Annotated in this window: 18 protein-coding genes; 5 read left to right on the forward strand and 13 right to left on the reverse strand. The window is 73.5% G+C overall.

Translation table 11 applies throughout. The annotated features are described in order from the left end of the window. Nucleotides 1-147: 147 nt before the first annotated feature. Nucleotides 148-1587 carry a pyridoxal phosphate-dependent decarboxylase family protein gene (locus ACZ50K_RS15730; RefSeq protein WP_468902889.1) on the reverse strand — a complete coding sequence of 480 codons (1440 nt, stop codon included), beginning with the start codon at nt 1585-1587 and terminating at the stop codon, nt 148-150. Nucleotides 1588-1964: 377 nt separating this feature from the next. Here ACZ50K_RS15730 and ACZ50K_RS15735 point away from each other — a divergent pair, with 377 nt between their 5' ends. Beyond that, nucleotides 1965-2399 carry an ATP-binding protein gene (locus ACZ50K_RS15735; RefSeq protein ID WP_468902892.1) on the forward strand — a complete coding sequence of 145 codons (435 nt, stop codon included), beginning with the start codon at nt 1965-1967 and terminating at the stop codon, nt 2397-2399. A 38-nt stretch (nt 2400-2437) separates the two neighbouring features. Here ACZ50K_RS15735 and ACZ50K_RS15740 read toward each other — a convergent pair whose 3' ends face one another. The 3 genes from ACZ50K_RS15740 to ACZ50K_RS15750 form a co-directional block, all read right to left on the reverse strand. Next, complete coding sequence (locus ACZ50K_RS15740) at nt 2438-3619, reverse strand: helix-turn-helix transcriptional regulator (RefSeq protein ID WP_468902894.1); 1182 nt, start codon at nt 3617-3619, stop codon at nt 2438-2440. After that, the gene (locus tag ACZ50K_RS15745) at nt 3616-4431 is read right to left on the reverse strand and encodes an AAA family ATPase (protein WP_468902895.1); all 816 of its coding nucleotides are present in this window, start codon (nt 4429-4431) and stop codon (nt 3616-3618) included. The genes ACZ50K_RS15740 and ACZ50K_RS15745 overlap by 4 nt, the downstream gene beginning before the upstream one ends. 74 nt (nt 4432-4505) lie before the next feature. Beyond that, the gene (locus ACZ50K_RS15750) at nt 4506-5225 is read right to left on the reverse strand and encodes a hypothetical protein (RefSeq protein ID WP_468902898.1); all 720 of its coding nucleotides are present in this window, start codon (nt 5223-5225) and stop codon (nt 4506-4508) included. 367 nt (nt 5226-5592) lie between these two features. On the opposite strand from ACZ50K_RS15750, the gene ACZ50K_RS15755 reads away from it, so the two are divergent. From ACZ50K_RS15755 to ACZ50K_RS15765, 3 genes are all read left to right on the forward strand, one after another. Beyond that, nucleotides 5593-6822: a styrene monooxygenase/indole monooxygenase family protein gene (locus tag ACZ50K_RS15755; protein ID WP_468902901.1), complete on the forward strand. Its 1230-nt coding sequence runs from the start codon at nt 5593-5595 to the stop codon at nt 6820-6822. 93 nt (nt 6823-6915) lie between these two features. Further along, complete coding sequence (locus ACZ50K_RS15760) at nt 6916-8238, forward strand: cytochrome P450 (protein WP_468902903.1); 1323 nt, start codon at nt 6916-6918, stop codon at nt 8236-8238. A 132-nt stretch (nt 8239-8370) separates the two neighbouring features. Continuing rightward, on the forward strand, nt 8371-9042 hold the full coding sequence (locus ACZ50K_RS15765) for a hypothetical protein (RefSeq protein WP_468902904.1): 672 nt from the start codon (nt 8371-8373) through the stop codon (nt 9040-9042). A 38-nt stretch (nt 9043-9080) separates the two neighbouring features. Here the strand turns inward: ACZ50K_RS15765 and fabI are convergent, their stop codons facing one another. From fabI to ACZ50K_RS15810, 9 genes are all read right to left on the reverse strand, one after another. Beyond that, the gene (gene fabI, locus ACZ50K_RS15770; RefSeq protein ID WP_468902907.1) at nt 9081-9848 is read right to left on the reverse strand and encodes an enoyl-ACP reductase FabI; all 768 of its coding nucleotides are present in this window, start codon (nt 9846-9848) and stop codon (nt 9081-9083) included. Then, on the reverse strand, nt 9845-10102 hold the full coding sequence (locus tag ACZ50K_RS15775; protein ID WP_468902909.1) for an acyl carrier protein: 258 nt from the start codon (nt 10100-10102) through the stop codon (nt 9845-9847). The genes fabI and ACZ50K_RS15775 overlap by 4 nt, the downstream gene beginning before the upstream one ends. 69 nt (nt 10103-10171) lie before the next feature. After that, nucleotides 10172-10441: a MoaD/ThiS family protein gene (locus ACZ50K_RS15780; protein WP_468902911.1), complete on the reverse strand. Its 270-nt coding sequence runs from the start codon at nt 10439-10441 to the stop codon at nt 10172-10174. A gap of 5 nt (nt 10442-10446) precedes the next feature. Continuing rightward, nucleotides 10447-11286, reverse strand: a complete 840-nt coding sequence (locus ACZ50K_RS15785; protein WP_468902913.1) for an acyl-CoA thioesterase family protein — start codon at nt 11284-11286, stop codon at nt 10447-10449. A 13-nt stretch (nt 11287-11299) separates the two neighbouring features. Next, a complete protein-coding gene (locus ACZ50K_RS15790) occupies nt 11300-12307 on the reverse strand; it encodes an HpcH/HpaI aldolase/citrate lyase family protein (RefSeq protein WP_468902915.1) in 1008 nt (335 codons plus the stop codon). Between the two features lie 14 nt (nt 12308-12321). Next, entirely contained in the window at nt 12322-13551 is a 1230-nt protein-coding gene (locus ACZ50K_RS15795; protein WP_468902916.1) for an acyl-CoA reductase, read from the reverse strand. Then, on the reverse strand, nt 13548-14594 hold the full coding sequence (locus ACZ50K_RS15800; protein ID WP_468902919.1) for a LuxE/PaaK family acyltransferase: 1047 nt from the start codon (nt 14592-14594) through the stop codon (nt 13548-13550). The genes ACZ50K_RS15795 and ACZ50K_RS15800 overlap by 4 nt, the downstream gene beginning before the upstream one ends. Then, entirely contained in the window at nt 14591-15997 is a 1407-nt protein-coding gene (locus tag ACZ50K_RS15805) for an AMP-binding protein (protein WP_468902921.1), read from the reverse strand. The genes ACZ50K_RS15800 and ACZ50K_RS15805 overlap by 4 nt, the downstream gene beginning before the upstream one ends. Then, nucleotides 15994-16809, reverse strand: a complete 816-nt coding sequence (locus tag ACZ50K_RS15810) for an SDR family NAD(P)-dependent oxidoreductase (RefSeq protein ID WP_468902923.1) — start codon at nt 16807-16809, stop codon at nt 15994-15996. The genes ACZ50K_RS15805 and ACZ50K_RS15810 overlap by 4 nt, the downstream gene beginning before the upstream one ends. A gap of 426 nt (nt 16810-17235) precedes the next feature. On the opposite strand from ACZ50K_RS15810, the gene ACZ50K_RS15815 reads away from it, so the two are divergent. After that, nucleotides 17236-17961: a hypothetical protein gene (locus tag ACZ50K_RS15815; RefSeq protein ID WP_468902926.1), complete on the forward strand. Its 726-nt coding sequence runs from the start codon at nt 17236-17238 to the stop codon at nt 17959-17961. Nucleotides 17962-18013 lie beyond the last annotated feature (52 nt).

Consider the following 18013-nt stretch of genomic DNA (forward strand, 5'->3'; position numbering starts at 1 on the left):
GGGGGGGGGGGGGGGGGGGGCCCGGCGGGGGGGGCGGGGGGGCGCGGGGCGGCCCCCCCCCCCCGGGGGGGGGGGGCGCGCCCCCCCCCGGCCCCCCCCCCCCCCTCCCCGTGCGCCGCACGCGCCGCGCGACGGAGCCCCGCGGCGCTAGGCCGCCCGCAGCCCGGTGTGCCCCGTTCCGGGGGCGGAGGTGAACTCGCCGAGCACCCGCAGGACGAGGTCCACACCCGCTTCCATGTGCTCCCGGTCGAGCCGCTGGTTGAGGAAGGCCATACGGAGCGTGTAGACCCCGCCGATGTCCACCCCGGAGAGGAAGAGCTCTCCCGACCGGTTGACGCGCCGCAGGAACGCGCGGTTGTCCTCGTCGCTCCGGCCCCGCATCCGGAAGGTCACGATGGAGAGGTCGGGGGCGGCACCGACGTCGAGATCCCCGGCGGCGGACAGCAGCCGGTGGGCCTCCGCGGCGAGGTCCAGCATCCGGTCGAGGGCGCCGGTGAACGCGGCCGTGCCGTGGAGGTGGAGCGGCAGCCAGAGGCGCAGCCCGCGGAAGTCGCGGGTCAGCTCGGGGCCCAGGTCCGCGTAGTCGGGCAGGGCGTCCGGGGGGCGCACGGCGCAGAGGTCGGTGAGGCAGGTCCCCTGCTGCGCGAACGCGGCACGCAGCAGGGCAGGGCGCCGGGTCAGCAGCACCCCGGTGCCGGCGGGGAGGAAGAAGCTCTTGTGCGGGTCCACCGTGAGGGTGTCGGCCCGTTCGATGCCGGCCAGCCTGCGGCGCCCCCGCTCGGTCAGCTGGAATCCGCCTCCGTAGGCGGCGTCCACGTGGAACCAGAGGCCCTCGGCGGCCGCGAGGTCGGCGAGGGCGCCCAGCGGGTCCACGCGGCCGTCGGCCGTGGTGCCGGCGGTGCCGACGATCAGGAAGGGGCGCAGACCCGCCGCGCGGTCGGCGGCGATCAGCGCGGCGGCCGCCGCGGGATCCATTCGGCGGTCGGGTGTGCAGTCCACCAGCCGCAGCTGCCCGGCGGTCAGCCCGGCGATCCGCAGGGCCTTCGCCACCGTGTGGTGGGTGTGGACGGTCGCGTAGACGGTGCCGCCGCGCAGGTCGTCGCCCAGATGGTGCTGGCGGGCGGCCACGACGGCCGTCAGCAGGGCCATCGAGGTACCCGTGGTCATGGTGCCCGTCGAGCCGGCCGGCATCCCGAAGAGGTCGCACAGCCAGGTCATCACCCCGTGCTCCAGGGCCACCAGCGCGGGCGCGAACTCCGACAGGCCGGTGTAGGGGTTCACGCCGGTGCTCAGGAGCTGAGCCAGGGCGGCGGAGGTCAGCCCGCCGGTGGGGACGTAGGCCATGAAGCGCGGTGAGGAGAGGTTCTGGGAGGCCCGCGCGGCTTCGAAGAACAGGTCGAGGAGGTCTTCCCCGTTTCCGGGTTCGGCCCCCGGAGGACTCGCCACCCTTTCCCTGAGGTCTCCGCAGATCTCCGGGGGGACCGCTGCCCGGGGGGTTTCCGTGTCCAGGTATTCGCCCAGCAACTGCAGCCCGCGCTGTGCCAGTTTCTCCATCGGGGGCCATGCGTATCCCAGGTCGTCGGCCATCGAGCAACACCCTCCGTCTGTCCTCCGAGGACACCGGTCCTCCGCCGGATCCTCGGTGGCCCAGCCTCCCCGATCGGGCCCGGGGACAGCATTGGGGGCCGCCCCGTAACGCAGCTCCTTGGGGGTGCCCGCGGGCCGGTGCCCGTGCAACGGGAATATGTCGAAAGGAAATTCGATATCAGACGGGTCATCCCTGAGAAAACCCGGTGAATTCACACTAGGGGTCCCCCCTGATGCACCACCGCCCCCGGCGTTTGTACAACGTAAGGCAAGGGCCCGTGCGAGTGCTGGGCCACCGACCTCCTCTCCCCGGACGTGATGGTCAGATGACTGCGTACGCCACGGAAACCGCACAGATCGACGAATGGAACGCGCCCATGAGCCCCACGGCCGTTTCGCAGGAAGACCACGACGGGGACATGGATCCGCTGGGATCCTGGGAACTGCCCCATGAAGCCAGGGCGGCCGGCATGGCGCGCCGCGTCACCCGCCTGGCACTGGAGGGCTGCGCCGTCGCCCCCGACACCGTCGACCAGGCGGTCCTGGTCGTCTCCGAACTGGTCACCAACGCCGTCCAGCACGCCCTGCCGCCGGTGCGGCTGATACTCGGCCTGGCGTACGCCGCCGGGGCCGTCCACATAGCCGTGGTCGACGGCGGGGCGTCCGAGGTCAAGGGAGCCTGGTCCGCCAGCTGCTCGGAGGACGAGGGCGGACGGGGCCGGAACATGATCGCCTTACTGACCGCCGACCGGGGCACCGACAAGTCGGAGGACCGGGTCACCCACTGGGCGCAGCTCCCTCTCGCGGGGTGAACGCGTGGTCCGCCCCGCCGGGGATGCCGGTCCCGGCGTCAGGACTGGGAGGCCGGCGCGTGGAGGGCCTCGGTGAGGTACTTCCGGCTGGTGACCCGCAGTTTGCGGTAGACGCTCGTCAGATGCGCTTCCACGGTCTTCGGCGTGATGAACAGGACCTGGGCGATGTCGCGGTTGTTGTGCCCGGTGCCGGCCAGCTCCGCGACCCGGCGTTCGCTGGGGGTCAGGGAGTCGGGCCCCGACACCTGGACGCGCCGCGGCCGCCCGCCGGAGGCGGCCAGCTCGGCGGAGGCCCGTTCGCCCAGGGGAAGCGCTCCGCACATCTCCGCGAGGGCACGCCCCTCGCCCAGCAGCTCCCGGGCATCGCCGCGCACCCCCAGGTGCCGCAGGGCCGAGCCGAGTTCCACCAGGGACTTGGCGTGCTCCAGTCGGGCGGGACCGGACGCCGCCACCCGGAGGGACTCCCGCAGGTGGTCGAGGCCTCCCTCGTGGCCGGCCACCAGGCCGCGCACGCGCAGGGAACGGGCCGGGGCCCGAGGCGCGCCCCAGCGACGGGCGAGCACCAACTCGGCCTCGGCCAGATCGGCCGCCTTCTCCGGCCGGTTCATCGCCGCCAGGTTCACGGCGGCCTCCGAACGCCACGGCAGGGCGGCGGGGTTGTCGCCCCCGTGTGCCGCGTAGACCGCTCCGGACCGCAGCGCGCAGGCGAGGGCGCGTTCGTGGTCGCCTTTCAACCGGTGGAACTGGGCCTTGGCGTCCAGGAGCCAGAACACGAGGCCCGTCGTCGACGGATCGTCTGCGTCCACCTGCGCGACGATGCCGGCGGCCTCGTCCGGGCGGCCCTGCTCGATCAGGGTCCACGCCAGGACGGCGAGCGCCACCGGCCGGGCCATCCCGTGGTGCATCAGGTCCATGAGCCGCAGGATGTCGCGGGCGACGTCCTCGGCTTCCGCGAGCTGGCCCCGCCACAGCCAGCCCGTGGAGCGGTAGAGCGAGGCGATGGGCAGGGCGGCCAGGGAGCCGCTCCGCCGGGCCTCGTTCACGGCGGTCTCCATGGCGTCCATCGCCTCGTCGTCCTGGTCCGCCATGAGCAGACTCAGCCAGGCCCCGGTCATCACGGCTTGCGCGTTGGACAGTTTGAGCCGTCCGTCGGCCAGGGCGGATCGCGCGTGGCCGACCGCCGCGGGGTCGCACTGCCAGGCCTCCAGGCCGGCGATCATCGCCTCCAGCGCGTGCGCCCCGACGGTTTCGGCCGGGGGGAGGTCGATGAGCTCCTGGAGGGATTCCCCACCAGGGATTCCAGCAACAGCGGATTGCCGCCGGTGGCGGTATGGCAGGCATCGAGGAACTCCAGATCGGCCCCGCGGCCCTGCCGGGAGCGCAGCATCCGGGCCGAACCGATTCTGCTGAGCGGCCTGGGACGGAACGGGCGGGTCAGCTGGTGACCGCTGATGCGGTCGAGCAACTGCTTCTCGGCACCCGGCTCGTCGGGTCGCCTCGCCACGGCGACCAGGACCGCGAGGTCCTGGACCCGGGGCAGGAGATGGGCCAGGAACCGGAGGGACGCCGGGTCCGCCCAGTGCGCGTCGTCCACGACCAGGGCCAGCGGCCGGTCCTGGGAGGCGTTGGCCGTCAGCCAGTACAGCCCGTGCAGGATGGCGAAGTCACCGGCGACGGCCCCGTCGGCCGCCCGAGGGGCGGTGGCGCCGATGACCGCGGCCGCGGGCGCCGCGGCACCCGAGAGCCACCGGGCGGCCTCCTCCCGGACGCCCTCGTCCAGCAGCGGCTCGAACAGCTGCTGGACGAGGCCCATCGGCAAGGACCGCTCCAGCTCCGTCGCGCGTGCCGACAGGACTCGGGCGCCGGCCTCCCGGGCGGTGGAGGCGAGCTCGTCCAGCAAGCGGGTCTTCCCGATGCCGGCCGGACCCTCCACCGCCGGCAGCCCGCCCGTCCCGAGCCGCAGCTCCTCGACCGCGCGCCCGAAGGCCGCGGTCTCCTCGTCCCGTTCGACCAGCGCCCCAGAAGACTTCATCCCGTGTCCGTAGCCGTCGGGAGGAGGGCCACCGGGGCGGCGGGGGTTGCCCCCGCCCGCCGCCCCGGGGCTGATCAGTAGGCCGAGATGTACGCGGGGTACACGTCGCTCTGGCCGATGCCGAGCTTGCTCTGGGGCATGTTGTAGGCGTAGCAGCCGACCTGGGGCACGCACATGTCGACCCGCCTGGCCAGGTGCGAGATGTACGGGGACTTGATCCCGGAGTAGAAGCTGGCGATGGGCCCCCCGACCGGCGCGATGACCATGTCCGTGTTCGGCAGCGCGGCCGGCTGGGCCACCGAGCTCTTGTCGGTGAAGTAGTCGTAGCGGTTGTAGGGGCTCGCGCTGATGACCCGCGTCGACTCGATACCCGGCACGGTGTTGGCGGTGCACCAGCTGAACTTGTGGTGCCACACGTACAGGACGGTGCCGAGGTAACTCGTCGCGGTGACCGGGTAGTCGATCGTCAGGCACTTCTGGTTGTAGACCGGCAGCCCCGCCTGACCGGCCGGAGCGGCGGCCTTGGCCTGCTTCTGGCCCGCCGGCGGTGCGGCGGAGGTGAGGGACGGCTGACCCGGCCGGAGCGAGGCCGGCAGGGATCCGGCGACCCGCGGGTCGGTCCTGATCAGCCTGATGTCGGCGGCGGTGGCCCGCCCCGCGACCGAGTGGGAGATCGCTGCCCTCATCCGTGAGTCCCCGGCCGTCTGCTCCGCTCCGGCGGCGAGCGCCGGCGAGCCGAGAATCCCCAGCGCCGCGGATATCGCCGCGGCGGTTGCGCCGATCCTGAACTTCATTCCTGAACTCCCATGTTCAAGCAATGACCAATGCGTGACGGCGATGACGCTAGGCAGGGCGGCTTTCCCGGGTCAATGAGTAATCGGCGGTGCCCGCTGAGTAGCGGGGGTCGCTATCGGCACACGCGCCGACGCTCCGGAACACCCCAGGTCCCGGGCGTCGTCGAGGTGTCCGCCCGAGGTGCTTCCGGCTCCTTACCCCCCACGGAACTGCGAAGACGCCGATGGCGCCCTGAGTACATAGGGTCAATTCCTGGGGTTCGGCCCGAATATCGAAGACCCCGGGCGGATGCTAATTTCAGGCCCGAATTTCCATTCCGGATGTCTGAATCATCTGCCGCTCGAACCGGCGAAGGAGCATCCCGCCATGCGCAGAATCCTGGTCGTCGGAGCCGGTCAGTCCGGCCTCCAGCTCGCCCTGGGCCTCCAGGGCCGCGGATACGACGTGACCGTGGTGTCGCCGCGCACCGCGGACGAGGTGCGCGGGGGCCGGGTGATGTCCACCCAATGCCTCTTCGGTCCGGCTCTGGGGCACGAGCGCGACCTCGGCCTCCACTTCTGGGCGGAGCGCGCCCCGAGCATCGAGGGGGTCGGTGTCTCCGTGGCCGCCCCGGAGAGCGGTCGTGCCGTCGACTGGCTCGGAGAACTCGACCGGCCCGCCCAGTCCGTGGACCAGCGCGTCAAACTCGCCGGTTGGATGGAGACGTTCGAGGAGCGCGGCGGGAAACTCCTCGTCCAAGGGCTCTCGACCGGCGAACTCAACTCCTGTGCCGCCACCTACGACCTCACGGTCGTCGCGGCGGGCAAGAGCGAGTTCGTGTCGCTGTTCCGACCGGACGCGGACCGGTCCGTCCACCTCGTGCCGCAGCGCGCCCTCGCCGTCGCCTACGTGCACGGCCTCGCACCGCGTCCCGAACACCCCGACCGGCACGCCGTCCGGTGCAACCTGGTGCCCGGTGTCGGCGAACTGTTCGTCATGCCGACGTTCACCCGCTCCGGCCCCGCCGACATCCTCTTCTGGGAGGCCCTGCCCGGCGGCCCGGCCGATGTCTTCACCGGGATCACCGAACCGGGCGACCACCTGGCCCTCACCCTGGACCTGATGCGCCGGTACGTCCCCTGGGAGTTCGACCGGACCCGCGGCGTGGAACTCACCGACGCCGGCGGCACCCTGTCCGGCCGACTGGTGCCGACCGTGCGCGAGCCGGTCGCCGACCTCCCCGGCGGAACACCCGTGCTGGGCATGGCCGACGTCGTGGTGCTGAACGACCCCGTCACCGGCCAGGGGGCCAACAACGCCGCCAAGAACGCCGCGGCCTACCTGGAAGCGATCACCGAGCGGGGCGACGGACCCTTCGACCGGGCCTGGATGAGGTCGGCGTACGAACGCTTCCGGCCCACCGCCGACGCGGCGACGAAATGGACCAACGCCATGCTGGGACCGCCCCCCGAGCACGTCCTCCGGCTGTTCGGCGCCGCGGCGTCCCACCAACCGATAGCGGACCGCTTCGCCAACGCCTTCAGCGCCCCCGCCGATCTGGAGGAGTGGTTCTTCGACCCGGTCAAGGCAGAGCACTACCTCGGCACCTTCGCCTGACCGCGGGCCCGGACCGCGCACCTCCCCGGCGGTCCGGGCCCGCCACGCCGACCGGGCACGCCGACCGGGCACGCGGCACACGGAGAGGCCCACGTGCACACATCGGACGACATTCCGCGGGCACCCCGTGGCCGGCCCCTGGTCGGCCACGCCGTCTCCCTGCTGCTCGACCCGCTGGGGCTGTTCCGCACGCTGGCCGAACACGGAGACCTCGTACGGGTCGACGTCGGCCCCGTCCCCGTGGTCGTCGTGTGCGATCCCGACCTCACCCGCCGGGTGCTCACCGACGACGCGACCTACGGCCAGGGGGGCCTCTTCCCGGAGCGGACCCGCGACCCGCTCGTCCACGGGGTGGCCGGCTGCCCCGCGCACCGGCCCCGGCGGCACGACCGTCCGGCCCGGCCCGCCTTCCACCGGGCCCGGCTTCCGGAGTACGCCGCGATGATGACGGACCGGAGCGTCGCCTTCGCCGGCACATGGCGGGACGGCCGGGAAGTCGACCTCGTCGCGGAGTTGCGGCGCCTCGCCACGGACATCGCCATGGAGACCGTGTTCGGGGGCACCCTGCCCCCGGCGCTGCTCCGGCAGGTCTCCGCGGACATCTGGACCGTGGCCGACGGTGCGTTCGCACGCATGGTCCTCCCCTCGGCCGCCGCGCGCCTGCCGATCCCCTCCGTACGCCGCCACGACGCCGCACGGAATCGGCTGCGCCGTGCGGTCGCCGGGCTGCTGCCGGAGCGGCGGGCGGCCGGGACCGACCACGGAGACTTCCTGTCGACGCTGCTCGGCGCGCGGGACGAGGAGGCCGTCGACCAGGTGCTCTCGTTCCTCTCGGCAGGGACGGAGAGCCTGGCCGCCCTGCTGGGATGGACCTTCCACCTCCTGGCCGCACACCCCCGGGTCGATGACCGGGTGGGCGCGGAAGTGGGCGCCGTACTGCGGGGCCGCCCCGCGACGCACACCGATCTGCCCCGTCTGGGCCTGCTCGGCCGGACCATCGACGAGAGCCTGCGGCTGTACCCGCCGGGCTGGATCCTCTCGCGCGTCACCACCGTCGACACGACCCTGGGCGGCTACCGGCTGCCGGCGGGAACAGCCCTGGTCTACAGCCCGTACCTGCTGCACCACCGCGAGGACCTCTTCGAGGAGGCCGAACGCTTCGACCCCGACCGCTGGGACACCCGGAGGAGGCCGCCGCCGGTCCACGGCTCGTTCCTGCCGTTCGGGCACGGAGCCCGGAAGTGCGCCGGGGAGGAGTTCGCCCGTACCGAGGCCGGGGTGGTGCTGGCGAACGTCCTCGCCCGCTGGCGGCTGGAGCCGGCTCCGGGCCACGAGGTCACGGCACTCGCCGCCTTCGGCCTCCAGCCCCGCGGCCTGCGCATGCGGGTCACCGCCCGCTCGAACCCCGGGTTGTGACGGGACGTCGGACGGATAGGGTCGCCGCGCTCTTGGGGGAGACCCCTGATGCGCGTGGTGCCTCCCGGCGGTTGAATCCAGAGCAACAGGAATCACCGACCCTGACGACACGGAGGTCCCGAGATGACCGGAATGACGCGTGGACGAGCCGCACGACTGTCCCTGGCCGCACTGGCCGGATCGGGACTGATGTTCGCCGGCCTGTCCGCACCCGCCCAGGCGGCGCCCAGCGGGTTCCTCGTGGAGGTCACCCTGGAGAACGTCACCTTCAACCAGCTCAGCGACTGCGCGATCCTGGACGGCTGCCCCAACGCCGAGCTGTACGGATCTCTCTACGGCCAGTCCCTGAAGACGGACGGCGCACTGCGCACCTCGCGCGTGCGGAACATCGGCAAGTGGGGCAAGGGCTGCGGCACGACCCCGAGCTGGGACTACGGCTTCCTCGGGCAGTGCCCGGTGGGCGTGACCGACAACCAGTGGGAGCAGCCGCACGTCTACAAGTTCGCCGACCGTCCGATGTGCTCCTCGCACACCTACAAGTTCTGCGAGAGCGACTACACGAAGGCGAACAACCGGTTCCTCGTGACGGTGATGCCCAACGAGAAGATCAAGGTGGCGGCCCACCTCAAGGACTTCGACTCCGACTCGGCGCACGACGACATCTGCTTCGCCGAGAAGACCACCGGCCCGCTGAACGCCGCCACCCTCGCCGGCCTCGACCTGACGGACAAGCTGAAGCAGACGTACAACGGGGACGGCTCCTGCGAGGTCACCTTCCGGCTCAGGAAGGTCGGCACCGTCTAGCCGGTGCGGAGGGCGCACACCAGCCGTACGCCCGGCGCTCACATCCCCCGCAGGTGCGCGCCCCCGTCCACGTGCAGGATGTGCCCGGTGGTCGCGGGCAGCAGGTCGGACAGCAGGGCGACGCACGCGCTGGCCACGGGCCCCGGGTCCCGGGGGTCCCATCCCAGCGGCGCCCGCTGATGCCAGGACCCGGCGATCCGGGCGAAGTGGGGCTCCCCGTGGGAGGAGACCGTGCGGATCGGACCGGAGGCCACCAGGTTGACCCGGACGCGGCGCTCGCCCAGGTCGTCGGCCAGGTAGCGGGAGCAGGCCTCCAGACCCGCCTTCGCCACGCCCATCCAGTCGTAGCCCGGCCAGGTGCGGGTGCTGTCGAAGTCCAGCCCCACCACCGAACAGGGTCCGGTCATCAGGGGCAGCACGGCGGAGGTCAGGGCCGCCAGGGAGTGGGCGGACACCTGGAGCACGGGCCCCACGTGGTCCCAGCTGGCTCCGGTGAACCCCGGATAGTCCGGGCCCCGGGGTGCCCAGCCGATGGCATGGACCACCCCGTCCAACCGGTCGGTGTGCTCTCCGACCCGTCCGGCGAGCTTGCGCAGGTCCCCGGCGTTGTTCACGTCGAGGGTCACCAGCGGCGGTACCGGGTCCAGGGTGGCGGCGGTCTCCTCCACCAGTCGCGGCCGGTGGTGCCGGGTCAGGATCACCCTCCCGCCCGCCTCCTGGACCGCCCGGGCGGTCGCGAAGGCCAGTGACGCCTCGTTGAGGACGCCCGTGACCAGGACGGTCTTGCCGTCCAGCAGGCCCTTCACCGGCCCTCCCGGGCCTTCCTGACCATGGCCAGGGCCACGCCGAAGCTCTCCATCTCCAGGGCCTTCTCGGTGTCCAGTTCGATGTCGAACTCGTTCTCGATGCTCGACACCAGGAGGACGTGTCCCAGGGAGTCCCAGGTCGGGGTGGACTGGTAGTGGGTCTGCTCCACGGCACTGCCGGGGGCGAGCTCCAGCGAGCGGACGAACACCTCGCGCAGTCGGGTTTCCACGCTCGGATCGGATTCGGCGGTCACTCTGATCTCCTCGGGTCGGTTCGGCAGGGGGCGGGCAGGGGCGGTGGGGCGGGGAGGGAACGGCGCGGATCAGCCGCCGGCCACGGCGGTGAGCAGTTCGACGCTCGTGGCGGGCGTCACCACCAGGTCCGGCACCGCGCGCGGATGCACCAGCTCCCCGTCCACGCACAGCCGGACGGTGCGCCGCACCCGCCCCGACTCGTCGACCACCAGGGGCCGGAGCGCCGGGTGGTCGGCGAAGAGCGCGGACAGCGCCTCGGTGAGGTCGACCGCGTCGTAGGGGAGGGTGCGGCGGTAGTCGGTGTAGCGCAGCAGGAAGCCGGAGAGGACGAACTGCACGGGGCTCACTCCTTGGCGGAAAAGGTTTCCAGGGCATGGCCGACGGTGTCCCCGCCGGCGGTACGCAGTCGGTGCAGGAACCGGATCCGGTCTGCCGACCCGCGCACGGTGGTGTCCACGGTGCCGGTGTCGAGGAAGGTGAAGGGCCGCCGCAGGCCGTACTCCACGGCCGCCAGCGGTCGGGCCAGCCCGGGAAGCAGGTCCGCGTTGTCCTGGAGGTGCCCGAACACCAGGCTTTCCCGGGCGTCGCCCAGCAGGTCGGGCACGCTCTCGAAGTACCACTGGTCGCCGATCTCGCACATGCCCCGATGGACGGTGAAGGGGTGGGTGTGCCCCTCGTGGACCAGGGTGCTGCCGTCCTCGGGCGGCGGGGTGCGGCAGAAGAACCGCGGGGGCGGGCCGCCGGCCCTGGCGGGGTCGAGGAGGATCGGCTCCAGCGCCTCCGGGACGGTGCCGGGCGTGGCGGCGAGGCTCGCCGCGGATTCGATGCGGACACAGATCTGCTGGAGGGTGACCCTGGCCAGCACCTTCGGCCCGACGGCGACGGAGGCCTCCGTCTGCTGGCAGGTGGGGAACCTGCGCGGCTGCCAGGTGCTCACCCGGGTCGACACGGTGAAGGTGTCCCCGTCCGTGAAGTCGTGCGGCTGCTCGTAGACGACCCGGACGCCGACGGGGACGAAGCCGGTGGCGTGCTCGGTGATGAGCGCGGCATGGCTGAGGCCGTGGCGGGTGAACCAGTGCGCCCAGCCGGTGAACGCCAGGGACACCGCCGTCCGCGGTTTGACCTGGAGCGAGGTGAACATCCCGCTGGTGTAGGCGAGTTCGAATCGTGTGGTGACGGCCATGCGTCCTCCCGGTTCAGCGCGCGTTGCTCGGTCCGGCGGCGGCGGACATGGTGAGATCGCGCTCGGGGACGAAGGACTCGCGGCGGACGAGTCCGGCGGCGCGGCCCCGGGCGGCGGTCAGCGCGGCGACCTTGCGGGAGGCCTCGTCGATCATTTCCGAGCCCAGCATCGCCGCCCCGAGCCCCATGACCCGCCCGCAGTGCTCGTGGGCGTCCAGGACGGTCTCGGCGTGGTCGTACTGGTGCTGGGTCGGGACGTACACGCTGTTGGCCGCGGCGATCTGCCGGGGGTGCAGCACCACCTTGCCGTCGAAGCCCAGGGCGGCGCTGGCCCGGGCGCTGCGCCGGAACCCGTCCAGGTCGTGGATGCGGAAGTAGGCGCCGTCCACGGCCTGGAGTCCGTGTGCGCGGGCGGCCAGCAGCAGGGCGCTGAGCGGATGGTGGAAGGCGTCCGCCGGGTAGTCGGGCGGTTGGTCGCCGACGGACAGGTTGGCCATGCCCACCGAAGCGGAGTAGTCGCCGGTGCCGAAGACCAGTGCTTCCAGCCGGGGCGAGGCGGCGGCGACGGAGGCGGCGTTCAGGATGCCGGACGCGGTCTCCAGATGCGCCTCGATACCGATCCGGCCCGGCGGCAGGCCGTTGTGGAGTTCGAGCTGGGTCAGCGTCAGGTCGAGCCAGTGGATCTGGGCGGCGGTCTCCGTCTTGGGCAGCATGACCGCGTCGAGGTGCCGTCCCGCGTGGTCGAGGAGCTCGGTCAGGTCCCGGTGCACCCAGGGGGTGTGCGGTCCGTTGACCCGCACGGAGGTGGTCTTCCCGGACCAGTCACCGGCGCGCAGCGCCTTGACGACGTTCTCCCGGGCGAACGCCTTGAGGTCGGGGGTGACCGAGTCCTCCAGATCGAGGAAGACCTGGTCGGCCGGGAGCCCCTGGGCCTTCTCCAGGAACCGGGGGCTGCTGCCCGGCACGGACAGACAGGATCTGCGGGGGGAGCGGCAGCGGTCCCTGCCGGGGGACGGGTCCATGGGTGCCTCCGGGGTTACGTGTTCGGCGGGGGAGTGACGGTGGTGATGCGGGAGAACTCCCTGAGCAGGTCGTAGCCGTCCCATACGGGGGCGAAGGCGAGGGCCTGGCCCACGGGGACGATCCGGTCGATGCCGCGCGGCCCCAGGAGATCGGCTAGCCCGGACAACTCGGCCGCGGTGAAACCGAAATGGGTCAGGGTCTGGTCACGCCGGCGGATGAGCGGGGCGAGGTCCGCCGCGCCCGGCAGGGCGAGTTCCACGAACGTGGCCACCCCCGCCCAGCCGCGGAACAGGCCTCCGCCGGGGCGCAGCTCCACGAAGGACGGTGCGGGGTCGTCGCCGAACGACAGGGTCAGGGCCTCGCCGTCGGCGGCCAGGGCGTAGGCGGCCACGCGCTGGCGGATCGCCAACGACGCCTCCTGGCGCGGTGGCCGTCCTGCCGCGCAGGCGTCGAGCAGCCGGTGCAGTTCGGCGCGCGCCCCGAGCACCGCGGCCGGATCGCCGCCCGCCCAGACCAGGGTCCGCGGGGACGCGCAGGCGTCCTGGTCGAACCAGACGGCGTCGCGGTAGAGGCCCTGGGCCGCCCGCCGCCGCTCCTCCGCGCCCGCGGCGTGCCAGCCCGCGGTCGAGAAGAGGGCGAACGAGGAGCGGTCGGGGAAGGTCAGGTCACGGGCGTGCGGGCGGAGCGGGTGCCGGCGCAGTTCGGTGACGGTGGCGTCCCCGCCCCACAGCACACGGAGGTCGCAGGCGGCGGACAGTGCCGCGGTGGTCGCCTCGTCGTGGCCGTACTCCCAGAGGTGCTGGGTGTGGGCGACGGCCGGGTGGGCCGCCGCCACGGCCTCCCGTAAGAGCGAGAGCAGCTTGCCGGCGGCCGGACCGGTCCGGGTGGGGATCCGGACGATGTTGCGGTTGCCCGCGAGGGCGGACAGGGCCCAGGCGTAGACGAACAGGGTGTCGACGTTCGACGGGGGGACGTGCAGGACCAGCCCGCGCGGGTTGAACCGCGAGGGCGTCGGCAGGGCCCGTTCCGCCAGCAGCCGGGCCAGCGCGGGCCGCCGCAGGAAGGAGCCCAGCGGAGCCAGTTCGGGGTGCGGCCGGACCGTCGCGGGGTGCAGCAGCAGGCCGGCCAGCCGGTCCAGGCAGTCCAGCACCCGGGGATCGCCGTGGACCGGCGGCCCGCCCGGCGGATCCTCGCCCAGGCGGTCGAGCAGCTCCGCCACGGACGGCGGGAGGCCGGTGCTCACACATCCTCCGCAAGGGTGTCGCTGCAGCCCCGGGGACGGGACCGCGGCAGCCGGCCGAGGACGGAGAAGCGCTTTCCGGGCCAGGTGCCGTCGTCCACGCCGTGCACGACCCCCCAGTCCTCGGTGAGCAGCAAGTGCCCCGGATGGGACCGGGGGACGGTGCTGAGCACCTGGACGACTCCGGGGACGCCGACCGGGTTGGGCCGCCAGGTACGGGGGTCCCGCACGACCACGTCGGCATGGTCGGGGCAGTAGAGGCCGTCGCCCTCGGGGCCCTCCAGGAACACCGTCCCGCCCTGCTCGGTCATGCCGTAGTAGTCGTGGACGCGTTCCAGGCCGGTGTCCTCGCGCAGCCGGGACCGGAACACGGTGCGGTCGACGGCGGCCTCGGCGAGCTTCTTCCAGCCCCCGCCGTGCAGCACGATTCCGTGCGACAGGTCCAGCCGGTGCGCGAGCGCCGCCTCCCGCACGCAGCTCCAGACGAGGAAGGTGGCGCCGCACAGCAGATAGGGGCGGCCGCCGTGCCGTGCCAGGAACTCCCGGACCGCGGGGGCGTCGACGCGGCCCCCCTCGTCCCGCATGAACACGTGGTCGCGGCCGAGGTTCATCAGGGCCAGCACCAGGGCGGTGCGCATCGTCATGGAGGTGCGCTCGCGCACCACCCCGGGGCTGTCGGCGATCAGCATGGGCAGTCGGCGCGGCCCGGTCGCCTGCTTGAGGGTGCGGACCGCCGTGGCGCGCTCCCGGGCCGCCGAGGCCGCGTCGAGACGGATCCGGGTGGCCGCCCCGGTGGTCCCGGAGGAGGACAGGGAGCGGGTGGCCGCCGCCTCCGGCAGACTGCTCAGCGGGCGTTCGCGGAGCAGGTCCACGGGCAGCCAGGGCAGATCGGCGGTGTGCGCGGGGCGCACGCCCCGGCGGTGGCCCAGTGCGTCCAGGACGCGTGCGTACGGCGGGCAGGCCGCGCGGTGGTGTTCGGTCAGCTCGGTCAGCCGCTCCAGCAGCAGGGACTCGCGCTCCGGCTGGGCGAGGGTGAAGACGCTCACACCGCCTCCAGTGTCCGGTAGTCGACCTTGCCGGTGGGCAGCAGCGGCAGCCGGTCCACCGGCCGTACGACGCAGACCCGGCTCGGCAGCCGCACCCGGGCGGCGAGCTCGGCGGACAGGGCGTTCCAGTCCAGCCCCTCGCCGCCCTCGCACCACACCACCAGCCGGTCTCCCGCGCACACGGCCGCGCACTGGCCGGCGGGCGGGCAGGGAACGAGGGACTGCACGACGGCCTCCACCCGGTCCAGGTCCAGCCGGATGCCCAGGACCTTGCCGATCCTGCTGTTGCGGCCGGTCAGGTGGAGGAAGCCCTCGGCGTCGAGCCGGCCCCGGTCGCCGGTCGGCAGCACCCCGCGCATGAGGTCCCCGAGAGCGAGGTCGGCGGCATGGTGCGCGTAGCCCATCATCACGTTGGGCCCGTGGAAGACGACCTCCCCGTCCTCCTCCCCGCCCGCCGGTTCGGTGACCGTGAAGCGGGTACCGGGCAGGGCCGGCCCCACGGAACCCGGCTTGTCCGCGAGCCGGTCCGGCGGCAGCACCGACATCCGCGCGGTGGCCTCCGTCTGCCCGTACATCAGCGCCAGCCCCGCTCCCGGAGGCAGGGCGGCGGCCAGCGAACGGGCGAGGGCGGGCCGCAGCCGGCCGCCGGCCTGCGTCAGACCGCGCAGCGACGGGTGGGCGGCAGGGTTCCACCGCAGCCTGGCGAGCATCTCGTACGTCGCCGGGACGGCGTCGAACGTGGTGCCCCGATAGCGGTCCAGATCCCGCCAGAACCCGGCGGAGAGCGGGGAGTGCGGGGTGACCACCAGGGTGGCGCCGGCCAGCAGATGGGTGTGGGTCACGGCCACGCCGTAGCCGTAGAACAGGGGCAGCCCGGTCAGGGCCACGTCCTGCGGACCGATGCCCAGCGCGGCGATGACCGCCTCGGCGTTGTGGCGCACGGCGGTGTGCGACAACCGGGCCAGCCGCGGACTGCCCGTGCTGCCCGAAGTCGCCAGCAGCAGGCACAGATCGGGGTGCGGCACCACCTCCGGGGGCCTGCGGCGCAACCAGCGGCCGGGCTCCGGGGCGTAGCCGTCGGGCGGGCCGGTCGGCGCGCGCCGCCGCCCGGTGCCCAGGACCGCCGCCGGGGCGTGCAGGCGCAGCAGTTCGGCGACGGCCGCGTCCGACTGCCCCGGATCCAGGAGGACGACCGGCCGCTCCGCCCGCAGCGCCGCGGCGTGGTCCAGGACCGTGTCGACATCGCGTCCGGCGAACAGTGCCAGCAGCCCGCCCGGCAGCGAGCCGAACTCCCGCACCCGCTCGTCGAGCCGCCGGCCGATCTCCGGGGCGTCCAGCACGGCCCCCGTGGCGGCGTCCACGATCCGGGTGCTGCCGGGCAGCGGTCCCAGCGGCCCCGTCACGTCCATCCCCCGTCGACCGTGACCACCTGGCCGGTGAGGTAGCCGGCCCCGTCACCCGCGAGGAAGTGCACCACGGAGGCGACCTCGTCCGCCGTCCCCACCCGGCGCATCGCACACCGCGCGGTGTGCGCCTCGGCGGCGGGCCCCGGCAGGGACCGCGTCATATCGGTGTCGATGAGTCCGGGAGCCACCGCGTTCACCCGTATCCCCCGCGGCCCCAGTTCCGCCGCGGCCGACCGGGCCAGCGCTCCCACCGCGGCCTTGGACGCCGCGTACGCGCTCTGCCCCGCCGCGCCCCGCTCCCCGACGGCCGACGCGAGCAGCACCATCGCGCCCGCCCGGCGGGGCAGCATCAGCCGGGTCGCTGCCTGCACGCAGGCCAGCGTGCCCAGGACGTTGACGTCCATCAGACGCCGCGCCTGCCGCTCCCGGATCGTGCCCAGCGGCCCCTGGAGGAGTTCCCCCGCGTTGGCCACCAGGACGTCCAGCCCGCCGTGCCGGGCGCGGACCCGGGAGAACACGGCCCGCACCGACTCGGGGTCGGTGACGTCGAGCGCCAGCCCCTCCACCCGGACCGGACCGCCGTAGCGCGCCGCCGCGGTGACGGCGAGTCCGCCCGCCAGCTCGTCGGCCCGCCGGCCCGCCGCCTCCTCCGTACGGGCGGTGAGCACCACGTGGTGGCCCGAGCGGGCGAACGCGCGCGCCGTGGCCCAGCCGATGCCCCGGGCACCTCCGGTGACCAGGACCACCCGCCGGTCCGGGCCCGTCCGCTCGTGGACCCCCTCGCCGCCGGGGGGAGGTGGAGAGTTCATGGGTCTCCCGTGGATCGTGGATCGTCGGTACCCGCGCCCGGGCGAACGCCTGGGGAATGGACATCACCCGGGCGCGAGTACCGGGGTGGGAGGCGGCCGGTACACGATCGGACCGCCACGCCACACGGTGGCACCGGACCCCGGCCGGAGGCACCAGGGGTGACCCCGGGAACGACCCCTGAGGATGAGGGACGGGGTGCGGGGGTGGTGGGGGTGCGCGGGCGCTCCGCCCGAAGACGGCCCCGGGTCCGCAAACCATGGGGTGCACCTCTGATACGGCCGGGCCGTCCCGGCCGTGAGGGTGGACCCGGCGGACCAGGACGGTCCGCACGACCCACGGCAGCGACAGACGGGGTGGAGACCATGCGACAGAGCACTCATCCGGTTCCGGGCCGCGCCGGGCACCGGCCGACACTGGGCCCGGCGATGCTGGCACGGACCCTGGGACAGCTGTCCCACACCGAGCTCACGGTCCTTCGGCTGCGGGGCTCGGAGGACGGACTAGGCCCGGAACAGCACCGATTCCTGCACGAGATCCGCGCCTTCCGGGGACGGGTCTTCCACGCGGACGGCCGACGTGCGCGCTTCGCCGACGGAGACCGGCCGGCCGCCGACGTCCAGGCGGTGGACCTCACCGCCTACCACGTGCTTCTGCGCGACACGCGATCCGGCCGGCTGACGGCCGTGTGCCGGGGCATCCCGCGCGACTGGGTCGGGGCCGGGGCGGTGGAGCGCTACCTGGGGCCCGCAGCGGCGGCCCGTCTCGCGGCACTCGGCCGGACCCCCGCCGACACCCTGGAGGTGGGCAGGCTGGCCGTGGACGGCCGCGCCCAGGGCTTCGGCGCGGGCCCGCTGGCCTGCATGGCGACCTTCGCGCTCGCCGGCGTGATGGGCCGTTCCGTCACCGGGGTCGTCGGCACGAGCGGAGCCCAGGACCGCATGTGCGAACGCGTCGGCGGCACAGTCCACCACGGCTTCCGCAGGACGATGGAGGGCTACGAGGACGAATGCGTGCTCTTCACCTTCGACCGCCGGAGCGTCGCCGCACCGGAACTGCGCGAGGCCTACGCCCGGCTGGCGGACCTCGTCCGCCCCCTGGTCGACGACACCGACACCGAGGACCGCACACCACCGGCCGCCCGAGCCGCGTAGGGGGTGCCGTGGAAGTGGCGTCGGCCGCCCGGGAGGCGGGCCGGGGCCCGCC

The sequence above is a fragment of the Streptomyces sp. NPDC033845 genome (assembly GCF_055576225.1).

What these genes read in the sequence shown, in the direction of transcription:
- ACZ50K_RS15730 (WP_468902889.1), bottom strand. Translation starts at nt 1,587, where the DNA reads ATGGCCGACGACCTGGGATACGCATGGCCCCCGATGGAGAAACTGGCA.
- ACZ50K_RS15735 (WP_468902892.1), top strand. Translation starts at nt 1,965, where the DNA reads ATGAGCCCCACGGCCGTTTCGCAGGAAGACCACGACGGGGACATGGAT.
- ACZ50K_RS15740 (WP_468902894.1), bottom strand. Translation starts at nt 3,619, where the DNA reads ATGATCGCCGGCCTGGAGGCCTGGCAGTGCGACCCCGCGGCGGTCGGC.
- ACZ50K_RS15745 (WP_468902895.1), bottom strand. Translation starts at nt 4,431, where the DNA reads ATGAAGTCTTCTGGGGCGCTGGTCGAACGGGACGAGGAGACCGCGGCC.
- ACZ50K_RS15750 (WP_468902898.1), bottom strand. Translation starts at nt 5,225, where the DNA reads ATGAAGTTCAGGATCGGCGCAACCGCCGCGGCGATATCCGCGGCGCTG.
- ACZ50K_RS15755 (WP_468902901.1), top strand. Translation starts at nt 5,593, where the DNA reads ATGCGCAGAATCCTGGTCGTCGGAGCCGGTCAGTCCGGCCTCCAGCTC.
- ACZ50K_RS15765 (WP_468902904.1), top strand. Translation starts at nt 8,371, where the DNA reads ATGACGCGTGGACGAGCCGCACGACTGTCCCTGGCCGCACTGGCCGGA.
- ACZ50K_RS15785 (WP_468902913.1), bottom strand. Translation starts at nt 11,286, where the DNA reads ATGGCCGTCACCACACGATTCGAACTCGCCTACACCAGCGGGATGTTC.
- ACZ50K_RS15790 (WP_468902915.1), bottom strand. Translation starts at nt 12,307, where the DNA reads ATGGACCCGTCCCCCGGCAGGGACCGCTGCCGCTCCCCCCGCAGATCC.
- ACZ50K_RS15810 (WP_468902923.1), bottom strand. Translation starts at nt 16,809, where the DNA reads ATGAACTCTCCACCTCCCCCCGGCGGCGAGGGGGTCCACGAGCGGACG.
- ACZ50K_RS15815 (WP_468902926.1), top strand. Translation starts at nt 17,236, where the DNA reads ATGCTGGCACGGACCCTGGGACAGCTGTCCCACACCGAGCTCACGGTC.